The sequence below is a fragment of the Tichowtungia aerotolerans genome (assembly GCF_009905215.1).
Lineage (GTDB): Bacteria > Verrucomicrobiota > Kiritimatiellia > Kiritimatiellales > Tichowtungiaceae > Tichowtungia > Tichowtungia aerotolerans.
This window is the reverse complement of record NZ_CP047593.1, coordinates 3402162-3416293: the sequence shown is the minus strand read 5'-3', so window position 1 is coordinate 3416293 and position 14132 is coordinate 3402162. Positions and strand designations below refer to the sequence as shown.

At 52.5% G+C, this 14132-nt stretch carries 10 protein-coding genes; all 10 read left to right on the top strand.

The annotated features are described in order from the left end of the window. The first annotated feature begins 92 nt into the window (after positions 1–92). Positions 93–323 (top strand): hypothetical protein, encoded by a 231-nt coding sequence (locus GT409_RS13980; RefSeq protein WP_160629677.1) that lies wholly within the window; start codon positions 93–95, stop codon positions 321–323. Between the two features lie 9 nt (positions 324–332). Next, positions 333–1274, top strand: a complete 942-nt coding sequence (locus tag GT409_RS13975) for a hypothetical protein (RefSeq protein ID WP_160629676.1) — start codon at positions 333–335, stop codon at positions 1272–1274. A 103-nt stretch (positions 1275–1377) separates the two neighbouring features. After that, positions 1378–4650, top strand: coding sequence for a helicase-related protein (locus GT409_RS13970; protein WP_160629675.1), 3273 nt, complete (start codon positions 1378–1380; stop codon positions 4648–4650). Position 4651: 1 nt separating this feature from the next. Next, positions 4652–5299, top strand: a complete 648-nt coding sequence (locus tag GT409_RS13965) for a DUF4391 domain-containing protein (RefSeq protein WP_160629674.1) — start codon at positions 4652–4654, stop codon at positions 5297–5299. A 19-nt stretch (positions 5300–5318) separates the two neighbouring features. Further along, complete coding sequence (locus GT409_RS13960; protein WP_160629673.1) at positions 5319–7271, top strand: site-specific DNA-methyltransferase; 1953 nt, start codon at positions 5319–5321, stop codon at positions 7269–7271. Next, positions 7271–10315, top strand: coding sequence for a type III restriction-modification system endonuclease (locus GT409_RS13955; RefSeq protein ID WP_160629672.1), 3045 nt, complete (start codon positions 7271–7273; stop codon positions 10313–10315). Before GT409_RS13960 ends, GT409_RS13955 begins: the two co-directional genes overlap by 1 nt. Positions 10316–10644: 329 nt before the next feature. Beyond that, positions 10645–11211 (top strand): hypothetical protein, encoded by a 567-nt coding sequence (locus GT409_RS13950; RefSeq protein WP_160629671.1) that lies wholly within the window; start codon positions 10645–10647, stop codon positions 11209–11211. 231 nt (positions 11212–11442) lie between these two features. Further along, positions 11443–11673, top strand: coding sequence for a DUF2188 domain-containing protein (locus tag GT409_RS13945; RefSeq protein WP_160629670.1), 231 nt, complete (start codon positions 11443–11445; stop codon positions 11671–11673). A gap of 15 nt (positions 11674–11688) precedes the next feature. Then, positions 11689–12852, top strand: coding sequence for a hypothetical protein (locus tag GT409_RS13940; protein ID WP_160629669.1), 1164 nt, complete (start codon positions 11689–11691; stop codon positions 12850–12852). Continuing rightward, complete coding sequence (locus GT409_RS13935) at positions 12842–14059, top strand: hypothetical protein (protein ID WP_160629668.1); 1218 nt, start codon at positions 12842–12844, stop codon at positions 14057–14059. The genes GT409_RS13940 and GT409_RS13935 overlap by 11 nt, the downstream gene beginning before the upstream one ends. Positions 14060–14132 lie beyond the last annotated feature (73 nt).

Sequence of the window (14132 nt, the reverse complement as noted above, 5' to 3'; positions counted from 1 at the left end):
CAATAATGACACACCCGAAGATGCCGAAAGTCAATCTCTCATCGTTGGATTGAAATCTGGAGGTTTGAGGTTGCGGACTGTATAAGTCCTTCATGGAAGAGGACAAAATCAGAAGAACCCGCAAGCCGCGCAAATGCCCTAAATGCGGATCGGATCGCATTGCGTCCTATCTGTTCGGCATGCCCATGTTTGACGAAAAGCTAGATCGTGATCTTGAGGCAGGCCGCATTGTTCTCGGCGGCTGTTGTGTTGCAGATGACGACCCCCGCTGGAAATGCACCGATTGCGAGTTGGATATTTACGGAACCGAGCCGCGCTTTTAGGAAACTGTTATGTTCAACATCGGAGAGAAAGACAGCGACGGCAGGCAGAAGCGGATTGAGCACCGTGGACGTCATTTGCGGATCAGCCGCACCGGCGGGGTCGCCGTTCGGGAGCAGATCAAAGTCGCCGGGCTCAATCTAACCGCCAATTCCAAACATGGTGTGCGGGCAACCACCCGCATTGCCAAAGGAACCAATGCCGGATTCCAGAACGGCAATTTCCGGCTGCGGGGCCGGTACGGCAAAGGCCCGACCAAACTCAACCTTTCCAAAAGCGGAATCAGTGCATCCACCAAAACGGCTATCGGTACCTTCAACTGGATGAAGCCCAACCGCTCATCGGTCAAAATCGGGGGCGTACAGATACGCGGCAAGAACGCCGCCACCATCCAGATGGTCTATGCCGTCTTTGCCCTGGCTGCCTTCGCCGTGCAGGCCGCAGTGGTCATCATCGTCTTTCTGGCGCAGATGCTTTGGGTTGCGATTCAGGCCCTGACTCTTTTCCTTTGCTGGCTGTTACCGATCCTTTGGGATGGATGCGTAAGCCTCGGCGAAGGAAGCGTTGCCGCTGTCCACGGCCACAAACGCGCCAAACTCATGCCCGTCGCCGAAACGCTGGCCGGCGATCCGAAAATCAGCGGAATGACACTGCCCGAGCTTGAGATGGCGCTGGAAAACATCATCACGGCTGGCGGACGCGGAAACCCGCTCAATCCGCCGCTCGATCAAATGCTGGACGCCATCGACGCCGAAACCGCAGCCGACCGGGTGCGGATTCTACTGCTCGCCGTCGCAACGGCCCATCGGGAACAAGCGGAAGAGTCGGCCTTGGTGCCGCTCTATCTCCGCATCGATGACCAATGCGTACAGGACGGCGGACGAACCCGCCTGCAAGAGCTGCTGCTCGAAGACTACGCCGCTCTCAACCGGCTGAAATTAAAATCTGAGTAAAACGCGGTACTTTTTCAGATTGTTTCAGCCTTCGCTTCCACGCTTGGTAAAAAAAGTGTACAAAGTTTCCAATCATTGGAAAGTCGCGCCAGTTAGGGATGAGATGCAGATTCTTGACAATATAAATCAGCTTTTCGGGGATGATCTGAAGCAGACGATCAAGCCAAACTCAAAGCTACAGATTGCTGCATCATGCTTTTCCATCTACGCCTATGAAGCGCTGAAGGCCGAATTGGAACAGGTGGAGGCGGTGGAATTCATTTTTACTGCTCCTACTTTTGTCCCGGATCAGGTTACCGACAAGGTGCGCAGGGAGAAGCGGGAGTTTCATATTCCAAAGATTCAGCGGGAATGCGACCTGGGCGGAACGGAGTTTGAAATCCGCCTTAAAAACGAGCTGACTCAGCGGGCGGTCGCTAGGGAGTGTGCAGACTGGTTACGCCGGAAAGCCTCGTTCAAATCCAACAGCTCGACCGCTCCGATGCAGCAATTTGCCTGTGTGGGCTCAGAAGAAGAGCAAACGGCATACCTCCCGCTTCACGGATTTACTGCCGTGGATCTCGGCTATGAAAAAGGCGATGCGGTTTCCAACTTCGTCAATAAAATGACGGATTCGTCACAAGCGGGCATGTACCTCAAGCTGTTTGATCAAATCTGGCGGGATCAGGAAAAGGTTACCGATGTTACAGAGCAGGTTTGTGAGCACATTGCGGCAATCTATAAGGAAAACTCCCCGGAGTTCATCTATTTCCTGATGCTGTACAACATCTTCAATGAGTTTTTGGAGGACATTTCTGAGGACTTCATGCCTAATGATTTGACCGGGTATCAGGACAGCCTTATCTGGAAAAAGCTGTTTAACTTCCAGCGCGATGCCGCCGTCGGCATCATCAACAAACTGGAGACCTACAACGGCTGCATCCTGGCTGACAGCGTCGGCTTGGGAAAAACATTCACGGCATTGGCCGTGGTGAAATACTACGAGCTGCGCAACAAATCAGTTTTGGTGCTTTGCCCTAAAAAGTTGGCCGACAACTGGCAGAACTACAATCAACCGCTGGTGACGAACATCTTTGCTAAGGATCGGTTCGACTACACGGTGCTTTGTCACACCGATTTACAACGCGACAAAGGATATTCGCTGGGAATCCCGTTGGATCGAATCAACTGGGGCAACTTTGATCTGGTTGTGATTGATGAGTCTCACAACTTCAGAAACAACGCCCAGTTCAAGGACCATGAAACCCGGTATCAAAAACTGATGAACCGGGTGATCCGTGCCGGCGTGAAAACCAAAGTGCTGATGCTCTCAGCCACCCCGGTCAATAACCGCTTTACCGACCTGAAAAACCAGCTCGCTCTCGCATACGAGGGCGAAGCCGACAACCTGAACCGCAAGCTGCACACCGAAAAGGATATTAACGAGATATTCCGACGGGCGCAGGCGGCCTTTAATCTCTGGTCGAAGATGCCGCCGGAGCAGCGCACGCCCCAGGCCATCCTTGATTCACTCGATTTTGATTTCTTCGAGATGCTCGATAGCGTCACGATTGCCCGCTCCCGCAAGCACATCCAGAAATATTACGACACCAAAGACATCGGCCAGTTCCCGACACGAAGGATACCGGAGTCCTATCACAGCCCACTGACATCCCGAACCGATGTCATTGGCTTTAATGAAATCTTTCAGCAGCTCGTCAGCGTAAAAATGGCGGTCTATGCACCGTTCCGCTATATCCTCCCAAGTCGCCTGGCCAAATACGAGGCTATGTACGACACGCAGGTTCAGGGCGGACTTTCCCGGCTCAAACAGGCCGACCGCGAGCGCAGCTTACAGGCGCTGATGACAGTGAACCTGCTGAAACGGCTGGAGAGCTCTGTAGAAGCATTTCGCCTCACTCTGGCGGCATTGCAGAACAACCACGAAAACACGCTGGAGAAAATCCGCCGCTTTAAGGAAACCGGAGAAAAAGCCAGTTTTGCGGATTGTTCGGACGCCATTGAGAACGCCGAGCCGGACGAAGAATATTTGCCCAGCCCCGACGACGAGACCATTGGCGGCAAAGTGAAAATTGATCTGGCCGATATGGATTTGGAGTCCTGGGCCTTCGATCTGGAAGAAGACCTTGCCGTCCTGTCCGAACTGTTGCAGGAGATGTGGAAGATCGGCTCGGAGGAAGACAGCAAGCTTCAGAAGCTCAAAGAGCTGATCGAAAACAAATTGGCCAACCCGATCAATGAGGGAAACCGCAAGGTACTGATCTTTACAGCCTTTGCCGATACCGCCGACTACCTCTACGACAACCTGGCCCCTCACTTTAATAAAGAGCACCAATTGCACGTGGGGAAAGTCACCGGCAGCGACCGCCCCAAATCAACACTCGACAACGTGTATGACTTCCAGTCCCTGCTGACGCTCTTTTCCCCGGTTTCCAAAGAAAAGGCCGCCATTCTTCCGGATGAACCCGCAGAGGTTGACCTGCTGATCGGCACCGACTGCATTTCCGAAGGCCAAAACCTTCAGGACTGCGACTATCTGGTGAACTACGACATTCACTGGAACCCGGTACGCATCATCCAGCGCTTCGGTCGAATTGACCGTATCGGTTCGCGCAATGATGAAATCCAACTGGTCAACTTCTGGCCCGATATTTCCCTCGATGACTACATCAACCTCAAAGATCGCGTCGAAAACCGCATGATTATCGCTGATGTTTCGGCGACCGGCGACGACAACGTCCTGAGCGCGGAAGCCAACGATCTAGCATTCCGCAAACAGCAGCTCGCACGGCTTCAGGAAGAGGTCATTGATCTGGAGGATGTCAAAACCGGCGTATCCATCACCGACATGGGGCTGAATGATTTTCGCATGGATTTGGTCAACTATGTCAAAGAACACGGCGAGCTGTCGCACGCCCCCCGGGGCATGCACGCCGTTGTCGGAGCCGACCCGGAGAAGGGCTGGGAGCCTGGAGGGGTCTTCGTGCTGCGCAACACCAATCACGGGGTGAATGTCGGCGGGCACAACCGCCTGCATCCGTACTATCTGGTCTATGTCGGGCAGGACGGCGAAGTGAAGCTGCACCACACGGATGTGAAGCCGATTCTTGATCTGCTCCGTTCGGCCTGCAAAGGGCAGTCCGAGCCGATTCCGTCGCTATACAACCCCTTTAATGCGGAAACGAATGATGGCCGCAACATGGAGGCGTATTCGCAACTGCTTGATCTCGGCATTGCATCCATGATCGACCGCAACGAGGAAAAGGATGTGGAAAGCCTCTTCTCTTCTGGGGGCACCACCGCTCTGCTGAATACCATCAAAGGCATTGATGACTTTGAGCTGGTCGCCTTTATAGTGATCCGGGAGGACGCATAGCGTGTTTGCCTATCCTCAAAAAGCGGCCTTCGGCAAAACGGTCCCTAAAAGCCTGATCTATTCCAAAGCCCGCCCGTCCAAAAAGGTAAAGAGCCTCTTTGTGGAGCAGGTCGAAGAAATCATCTGGGCATACAAACTGTCCCGCGAAACCCTCAAACTTCCAGCCAAAGGCGGCTATTCGGAAATTGAGGTCTTCGACATCCGCCTGCGAGCCGACAAGCTCGATGTGGCGGTACTGGACTCGATTGATAAAGCCATCCCGTACCCCATCATCTTTCGGCTGCTCAGCCAGAGGCAGGTCAAGAATGTTGCGGCTTATAAACGCCCCGCCACAGACGGGACCAAAAACTGGGTCATTGGCGGACGCTTCGAAACCGACTGGCTGAAGACTCCGGGCGAAGACCCGTTGCCCGTCGCGCTGAACATCAAAGCGCTTTACGAGCAGATGATGCTTCCAATCATTGGAAACTCTCCGCGTAAAGACGAACCGTTGGGGGAAATGGTTCAGCGGCTCAATCTGGCCCGCAAAAAGCAAAACGAGCTCAAAAAGCTCCAGAGCCGCCTCAAAAAAGAGAAACAGTTTAATCGAAAAGTCGAAATCAACGCTGAAATCCGTACACTGTCCGCTGAGCTGGAGAAAATCAGCTAGTAGTTCTTGGGAGATACGCATGGAAAATCTGGATATGAAAAGCCCCGACGGGGTGGAAATGAACATCGATAAAATCGCCGCGCTCTTCCCCGGCTGCATCACCGAAGCCGAGGACGACAACGGCACGCTGAAACGCTCCGTCGATTTTGACCTCCTGCGTCAGGAGCTCTCCGCCGATGTCGTCGAAGGCCCCGCCGAGCGCTATTCGCTCAACTGGCCCGGCAAGCGCGAAGCCATTGCCACCGCCAATGCCCCCATCAACAAAACCCTGCGCCCCTGCCGCGAAGAATCCGTCGACTTCGACTCCACCGAAAACCTTTACATCGAAGGAGACAACCTCGAAGCCCTCAAGCTCCTCCAGGAAACCTACCTCGGCAAGGTCAAAATGATCTACATCGATCCGCCCTACAACACCGGGCAGGATTTTATCTATGCGGACAACTTTACTGCCGACAAGGACGAGTATGAGCTCGATTCAGGGCAGAAGGATGAAGAAGGCGGACGGTTGGTTGCCAACCTAGAGTCTAATGGTCGTTATCATTCGGATTGGCTCACGATGATGATGCCGCGATTGCGGCTGTCCCATCAATTGCTTCGGGATGATGGCGTTATGATCATTTCGATTGATGATAATGAGGTTTCCAGCCTTCGAAAACTATGCGATGAGGTTTTTGGCACAGAGAATTTTATCGACTCCATCATTTGGAAAAAACGATATGGTGGCGGCGCAAAAGAGAAGTTTTTGATTTCAGTACATGAGTATGCCCTGATGTATGCAAAAAGCGCATCAAACTTAGCGAACATCGAGGTGCCGTTAACGGAAGAGTCCATCAAAAGGTACTACAAGCAGAAGGATCAAAATTTCTCTGTCCGTGGCCCGTATCGTACCCATCCACTTGAAGCGACCAAAAGCATGGGAGAACGTAAAAATTTGGTGTTTCCGATACCTGCGCCCGATGGCTCTGAAGTTCACCCCAAGCGCCAATGGCTTTGGGGTAAGGATCGTGTCGAAGATGCTCTGGCATGTGGAGAGCTTGAGTTTTTAAAGAGTAAAAGCGGAGGGTGGACTGTACATACAAAGCAATATCTGAAAGATCGCAAAGGAGTAATGCGCAAGGGGAAAGCATTTTCATTAATCGATGATGTTTTTACACAACACGGGACTAACGAAATTATAGAACTGTTTGGAAACGCACAGATATTCAGCTTCCCCAAGCCATCAAATTTTATTGTTAAATTATTGCAGGTCGGATTAACGGGGCCATCCGACATACTTGTGGACTATTTTTCCGGGTCAGCAAGTTCTGCGCATGCTGTTATGAAAATGAACGCTGCGGATGGCGGCAACCGAAAGTACATCATGGTTCAGTTGCCGGAAGCCTGTGATGAAAAGAGCGAAGCATTTAAGGCGGGGTATAAAACGATTGCCGAAGTCGGCAAAGAGCGTATTCGCCGGGCCGGACAGAAGATCAAAGAGGAGCTGGAGGCTAAGCAAAAAGCGGCTGCCAAAGAGCCGGATTTGTTGAGCGATCAATCGGCAATCGACAATCCGCAATCGGCAATGCCCGATGTCGGCTTCCGGGTGCTGAAGGTGGATGAGTCCAACATGAACGACGTGTGGTACACGCCGGATCAGCTCAAGCAAGAAGACCTCGATCTGTTTACTGCCCACATCAAGGAAGACCGCACAGCGGAAGACCTGCTCTTCCAGGTGATGCTCGACTGGGGCGTCCCGCTCTCCGCAAAAATCGAAAAGCAGTCCATCGACGGCAAAGCCGTCTGGCTGGTCAACGAAAACGACCTGCTGGCCTGTTTCGATCTGGAGCTGTCCGAAGAGACCGTCAAAAAGATGGCCGCCCACAAGCCGCTGCGCGCCGTCTTCCGTGACGACGCCTTCGACGACTCCCTCAAACACAACGTCGAACAGCTCTTCAAAACCCTCTCCCCCGGCACGGAAGTGAAGTCCATCTAATGAAGCTCAAGTTTACCAAACAGGACTACCAAACCGACGCTGTCGAATCGGTCGTGGATTGCTTTTGCGGGCAGCCCAAGGTGGAGCGGGCGCAGTACCGTCTCGACCCTGGCATTCGTAAGGAGCGCAAAGGCCAGACGGAATTTACCACCGACCCCGATTTGCCCGGTTTCCGCAATCATGAGCTGAAGCTCAATTTGGGGCAGTTGCTGGAAAATATCCACGCCGTCCAGCACCGCCAGAACCTGCCTCTGTCCCCGACTGTTGTTTCCAAGCCGTCCTGTCCGGTCAATCTCGACATCGAAATGGAGACCGGTACCGGCAAGACCTACTGCTACATCAAAACCATGTTCGAGCTGAACCGCCGCTACGGTTGGTCCAAGTTTATTGTGGTGGTTCCCTCCATCGCCATCCGCGAAGGAGTCGCAAAATCCTTCGAAATCACCGCCGAACACTTCATGGAGGAATACGGCAAGCAGGCCCGCCCGTTCATTTACGACTCCAAACAGCTTCACAAGGTGGAGAGCTTTTCGTCGGACGGCGGAATCAATGTGATGATCATTAACGCACAGGCGTTTGCCGCTCGTGGTAAGGATGCCCGACGTATCTATGAGGAACTGGACGATTTTCAGTCGCGCCGCCCCATTGATGTCATCAAGAAAAACCATCCCGTTCTGATTCTCGACGAGCCGCAAAAGCTCGAAGGTAAAAAGACGGCGGAATCCCTGAAGGAGTTCAACCCGCTGGCCATCCTGCGCTATTCCGCCACCCACAAAACCGAGCACAACAAAATCCACCGCCTGGATGCGCTCGATGCCTATAACCGCAAGCTGGTCAAAAAGATCGCCGTGCGCGGCATCTCCGTCAAAGGTCTGGCCGGCACCAACGCCTATCTCTATCTGGAGGGCATACAGGTTTCCGCCTCCAAGCCGCCGGTTGCCCGCATTGAATTTGAAAAACGGCAGTCCAGCGGCATTAAGCGCGTGGTTCAGCGCTTCGGCAAGGGCGACAAGCTCTATGAGCTGTCCGGCAATCTGGATCAGTACCGGGACTTTGTCGTGACCGATATTGACGCAGTTACCGATACCGTTACCTTTTCAAACGGCGCGGAGCTGCGCTCCGGCGAAGCGTCCGGCGACATCAACGAAAACACACTGCGCCGCATCCAGATCCGCGAAACGGTTCGCGCCCACCTGCAGAAGGAAGAGGAAAACTTCTACAAGGGCATCAAAACACTCTCCCTGTTCTTCATCGACGAGGTTGCCAAATATCGTCAGTACCAAGATTCCGAGGAGCTGCCCGGCGAATACGCCCAGATGTTCGAGGAGGAATACCGTCAGGCGCTTAATGAATATCTGGAGCTGGAGGACAATCCCTATAAACACTACCTCCAGCACATTCCCGTTCACAAAACCCACAACGGCTATTTTTCCATCGATAAAAAGAGCAAGCGGCTCATTGACCCGAAGGTGAAAGGACGCGGCGAAGAAAAACAGGCCGACGATGTCGACGCCTACGATCTGATCCTGAAAGACAAGGAACGCCTGCTTTCGCTGGATGAATCGGTGCGCTTTATTTTCTCCCACTCCGCATTGAGCGAGGGGTGGGACAATCCGAATGTGTTTGTCATCTGTACGCTGAAGCACAGCGACAGCACCATCCGCAAGCGGCAGGAGGTCGGACGCGGCCTTCGTCTTTGTGTAAACCAGGCCGGCGACCGCATGGACCCGCTTTCATGCGGTGCCACAGTGCATCACATTAACCGCCTCACGGTCATCGCCAGCGAGAGCTACAAGGATTTTACTGCAAGTCTTCAGAAAGAAATCGCCGATTCACTTTCTGCCCGTCCGCGCAAGGCCGACGAAGCCTATTTTAAGGGTAAGGTTCTGCGCACCGCTGAGGGCAACGTGGAGGTATCAGACCAGATGGCCGCCGACCTCTATTTCTATCTGATCCAGAATCAGTACGTCGATTCGAAGAAGGAAATCACCAAGACCTATCACGATGCCAAGGATTCAGAATCGCTCGCAGAACTTCCTGAAAGCCTGCAGCCATACGCGCCCCAGATTGTACGCCTGATCGACAGCGTATTCAGCGATGCCATGCTGCCCGAATTTGAAAATGGCCGGACAGTAAAACCTAACCCGCTCAACAAAAATTTTGAAAAGGCGGAATTCAAAGTCCTGTGGGAAAAGATCAACCGCAAGGCTGCCTACACCGTGGAGTTTGATACGGACGAGTTGGTCGGTAAATGCGTGGAACACCTGAATGCCGACCTGAAAATCGCTCGTTTGCAGTATGTGGTCGAAAGCGGCGTTCAGGGTGACAAAATTTCATACGAGGGACTCAAAAGCGGTTCCGGCTTCGCCATCAAAGAGACGGCCACGCAAAAACTCAATAGCACGGCGCATTCCGCCGTTGAATACGATCTGCTGGGTCGCTTGGCGGAAGATACCTGTCTGACGCGCCGTACCATTGCCGCTATCCTCAAACAGATGCGCGCCTCCGTATTCGTTCAATATCGCGCCAATCCTGAAGACTTCCTCAATAAGGCTGCTCGCATCATCAATGAGCAGAAGGCGACCGTCATCGTCGAGCACCTTGCCTATGATCCGATTGAAGAACGCTATGATAGCGACATCTTTACTGCCGAAAAACCGCAGGAAGATTTTAAAAAGGCGGTCAAAGCGGAGCGGCATATCTACGATTACGTCTTTACCGACTCCAAAAATGAAACCGAGTTCGTTCGGACACTCGACACCAGCGCCGAGGTCGTGGTCTACGCCAAACTGCCCAAAGGCTTCTCCATTCCCACGCCGGTCGGCAACTACAACCCGGACTGGGCCATCGCCTTTAAAGAGGGCACGGTCAAGCACATCTACTTCATTGCCGAAACCAAAGGCTCCATGTCCTCGCTGGAATTGCGTGAAATTGAGCAGTGCAAAATCAAGTGCGCCAAAAAATTCTTCTCAAAAATCACCACCGACCAAGTCAAATACGACGTTGTCGACAGCTACGGCAAGCTCATGGAGCTGGTGAGTTGATAGAGTTTTGCGCCAGATTGACGATGGGTTGATGGCGTGTTGTTGCTGGTTTGATGCTAGGCCGTGTAGCAGAGGTGAAACAAGATGAGCAACAGAATGACCAATTCATGTGTAAATCCGGATTTGCGGATAGACTTGTGGAAGACGTTTCGCTTGCGATTTAACCCGTTTTGTTCAATATTTATTGAACAATTTGCTCTGCACGCCGAAGTGGCATCTTGTGTCATCCCTGCCCGTGGTTATGCAAAATGTTGTGTAATTTTGACAACAAGGCGTTGACAAGGCGGGTATGCGAGAGTAGCTTCTTCTGAAAATTTAAGGAGTCAGCCATGCTAAATCTAGTTCCGTTCACAGAAGTGGGTTCAAATTTTGATGCAAAATTCAGTGTGAGACCGAATGGCACAGTGGGTGTTTCCTCGGGAGCGTTGAAGCGTTTTGACCTGTTGAAGCAGGATACACATGTACTCTTGTTTTACGATAAGGATGCCCAGATTGTAGGAGTTAAGCCGACCACGGACGACTCAATTCCCGGAGCGATTAAGTTGATTGTTCGGCAGCCCAAGGCAAACAGTCAGCAAAAACAGCCGTCAGGTCATTTTTCTGCCAAGGCGTTTCTCCAGTTTCACGACATTCCCTATAAGGATAAAAAAACGCAGTCCTATGATGCGGAATGGAGCGACCAGTACGACATGATCCTGTTCGACCTGAGCAAACCTCGGAATGTTAGTAGAGCTTCAAAGAAAGCAGAACAGGTGACGCCTGTTGCAGAAACACCGCCGGCGTCTCCGCATTCAGTGCCGCCGCCGACACCAAACCCTGCACCTCAAGCCCCGCCGTCTCCGACACCTTCCCAGCCGCCGATGTCCCAGGATGATGATCTGGACGTGCCGTTTTAAGGAAAGCCAATGAAACAGATGAAATTTGACAGAGAATTTGAAGAACAGGGCACGGGGTCCTGAGCGTTAGGTGCCTACCGGAAAAATGACCGTTGGCGCGGCCACTTTCCGGCAACCGAACGCGGAGGCTCGATCAGGGGCGGGTACAAATCAATAATTACGCTACCAATCGGGCCTCTTTTCTTCAACCGGAAACGGCGGATTTTTCCGCCTTAACATGGAGAAAAGAAAATGAAGAGTCCTAACGTATGGACCAAACAAAGGCCAGATAACACCTGGCAGGCAAAGCGCGAAGGCGCTTCCCGCGCAAGCGGGGTGTTTCGCACTCAGGCGGAAGCCTGGGACAAGTCTCGTGAAATTGCAAAGCGCGAAGGCGGTGAAGCCTTCCTTTGCAATCGGGGTGGTCAGATCCGGGAACGTAATACGTACACCGGCCATGATCCGCGCGACATTCAAGGCTAGCCGGGAGGTGCGTTTATGGCAAAGCTAACCAAATTCACCTCTCTCGGGGTACTGCAAAACTTTTCAGTACCGGTTCTCATCGAGTTTTTGAACCGCTTCAAGGCGTACCTCAAGGCTCGGAAGATTAAGCTGTCTGCAGAAACCTTTGATTACGAAGAGATTATCTCTCTGTTTACTCAGGTCCACTCAGACACCCCGCAGGAGCTGTTGGAGGCTGCCTTCTTTATTGAAGAAATGGCCTCCCAGTCAGGACGGGATAAAGTCATCAAGGAGGCGAATGCCCGAAACATCATTCTGGGTTATGCTCCTGATGCCTTTTCGGTTCATGACTTTATTATGCTGACGTGGCTGCGTCACCCGGGGCTGTTGGAGGCTGCCAAGTCCCGTGTGCAGACGTGGCGCAAGCGCTCTTTCTGCACCTGTTCTCCAACTCTTGGTGAGGTTCATCCGCTTGTGCGTTCGGAGATTGGGTCAATCCATGATCTTGAGCAGGGTCTGGCAGATGTGCTGCCGGGGTGCGATTCCGGCGCGGTCAAGGTAATCGAATATGAGGATAAGGGCACCGATGAGATTTGGTTCCTTGTTCGGCGTACTGGTTTTTTGGAGCGGGTTCCTTTTATGGGGGACTCCGGGACTCCGGAAGTGGTATTTGTACGCCCCTTGAAGTATGACGTGATAGTGTACGATAAGGCTCATGGAACGCTGCGCATCAATTGCCACAAATCGCTGCGTGGCGAGTATCGGCAGGAGTTCGGCCAATTCCTGTTTGGTAAGCAGGAGTATTTTGCCGACCGGGATGTTTATTCCCTTAACATTCTGTTCGACAACGATCCTGCTTTTCTGGACTGCTCCGGCATTGCCGGCATCGATAGCATTCGCTGGAAGGAAGTGGGCTATGTCTTCCCCGGCTCATTTGGGATCACCCGTGTCGAAAAATCTCCCGATATGGCGAAAAGTAAAAAGCTGCGCAATAAGCCGTTTGTGCCGCCTGGCGTAGTGATTCGCTATGCGAAGTTTGATGTGCTGTTCGAGGGGGCAAAATCGCCTCGTTCTGTACAGATTATGGCCGGCAATGTCGCCAACTACAGTAGGGAATCAGATTATTCAGCACTGGATGATTGGATTCGTCAGTCGGGCATCATGATTAATCTCGTGCAGCAGGTGGCGCATGCCGCATAAGGTGCTCGAACTGCTCGGCACAGCACCCTGTGTGGATGCGGAGTGGCGCGGTAGGCTGGGAACGGCCTATCGCGTCCTTTCACGCTTCATGGTCGCATTGCCTGATGCCCCATTGAGTGAGACGTATTATTGCTCCTGCTGCGGTGGCCAGCTCAGGCTGCAACCGGCACAGGACGGCACCTCCACTGCAATTTCGGATGACGAATTTGCGATATGCCCAATTGTCGAGGGCATTAAAGACGATGACCGCATCCTGAAGTCGTTGAACCCGGCGGCCTTCTATCGATCCTGTACGGATGGTCTCGGGATCGATTTGGATTTCCAACCCTTGGAAAACTGGAATTCCGCTTGGCGGCTTGGCTCTCTCTGTGTTCGAGGTCAGCGCTACCCGGTTTATGCCGCACTTTTCCCAACGCCCGCCGACTACCGCACATTTCTCTGTTCACTTTCCACCGACAAACCGTTTGTTTTCATCGGCGGATCATACTCACACGAACTGGAAGCGTTTCTCGCTGAAAGGGGCTCGTGCTTCCTCACCTTGCAGGATGATTTTGAGATTCTTGACACCGAGTTCGGGTTCGTAGATTCAGCCTCTGAAAAAATTCATGAGTTTCAGGCCGGTTTGGCAGCCCCTGTAGTTAGCTCTGCTTCTGATAATGGGATTCGCTATTTATTCCGCAAAGAGGGAGACAGCTGGAAGGTTGTTTTTGAGGGCGCTCCTCCATTTTCCATAAATGATAATTTAGGGCCGCGTTACATTAACTATCTCTTACACCACCCTGGCGAAACGATTCCGGCTTTGGAGTTGGAGGTCGAAATAAACCCTGCCAAGGAATCAATTCGAACCAAAGAAACCGTTGTGAAAAAGCACGATGCTCAGGCAATGGTCGACTATGCCAAGGAGTGCCGTCGTCTCCGTTCTGAAAGCGTTATCGCGCGTGAAGAAGGTCGGGTAATGGAGGCCGCAGAGTTGGAGGAGCAGGTAGAAAAACTTGTGCGGATCATAAACAACGAAGACAAGGCTGTTTTCACCGACAGCGGTCAAAAGGCTCGGCAGAATGTTGGCTGTGCTATTCGTGCGGTTGAAAAAAAACTGCAAAAAATGGAAGAGCCATCGGCTCAGTCGTTTGGCCGACACCTTTCATCCCATCTCTCTAAAGGGATTAAACTGTCCTATTTTCCACCAGATAAAATCATTTGGTCGTAGTTGAGAAGCCCGTCTTCTCAACGGTGAAGCCGTTTTTCCCGCCTCCCAGTTGTACAGAACAACTGGTTGGCGG

Excerpts from the sequence above, each read along its gene's own strand:
- GT409_RS13980 (WP_160629677.1), top strand. The coding sequence starts at position 93 with ATGGAAGAGGACAAAATCAGAAGAACCCGCAAGCCGCGCAAATGCCCT.
- GT409_RS13975 (WP_160629676.1), top strand. The coding sequence starts at position 333 with ATGTTCAACATCGGAGAGAAAGACAGCGACGGCAGGCAGAAGCGGATT.
- GT409_RS13970 (WP_160629675.1), top strand. The coding sequence starts at position 1,378 with ATGCAGATTCTTGACAATATAAATCAGCTTTTCGGGGATGATCTGAAG.
- GT409_RS13960 (WP_160629673.1), top strand. The coding sequence starts at position 5,319 with ATGGAAAATCTGGATATGAAAAGCCCCGACGGGGTGGAAATGAACATC.
- GT409_RS13955 (WP_160629672.1), top strand. The coding sequence starts at position 7,271 with ATGAAGCTCAAGTTTACCAAACAGGACTACCAAACCGACGCTGTCGAA.
- GT409_RS13950 (WP_160629671.1), top strand. The coding sequence starts at position 10,645 with ATGCTAAATCTAGTTCCGTTCACAGAAGTGGGTTCAAATTTTGATGCA.
- GT409_RS13945 (WP_160629670.1), top strand. The coding sequence starts at position 11,443 with ATGAAGAGTCCTAACGTATGGACCAAACAAAGGCCAGATAACACCTGG.
- GT409_RS13940 (WP_160629669.1), top strand. The coding sequence starts at position 11,689 with ATGGCAAAGCTAACCAAATTCACCTCTCTCGGGGTACTGCAAAACTTT.
- GT409_RS13935 (WP_160629668.1), top strand. The coding sequence starts at position 12,842 with ATGCCGCATAAGGTGCTCGAACTGCTCGGCACAGCACCCTGTGTGGAT.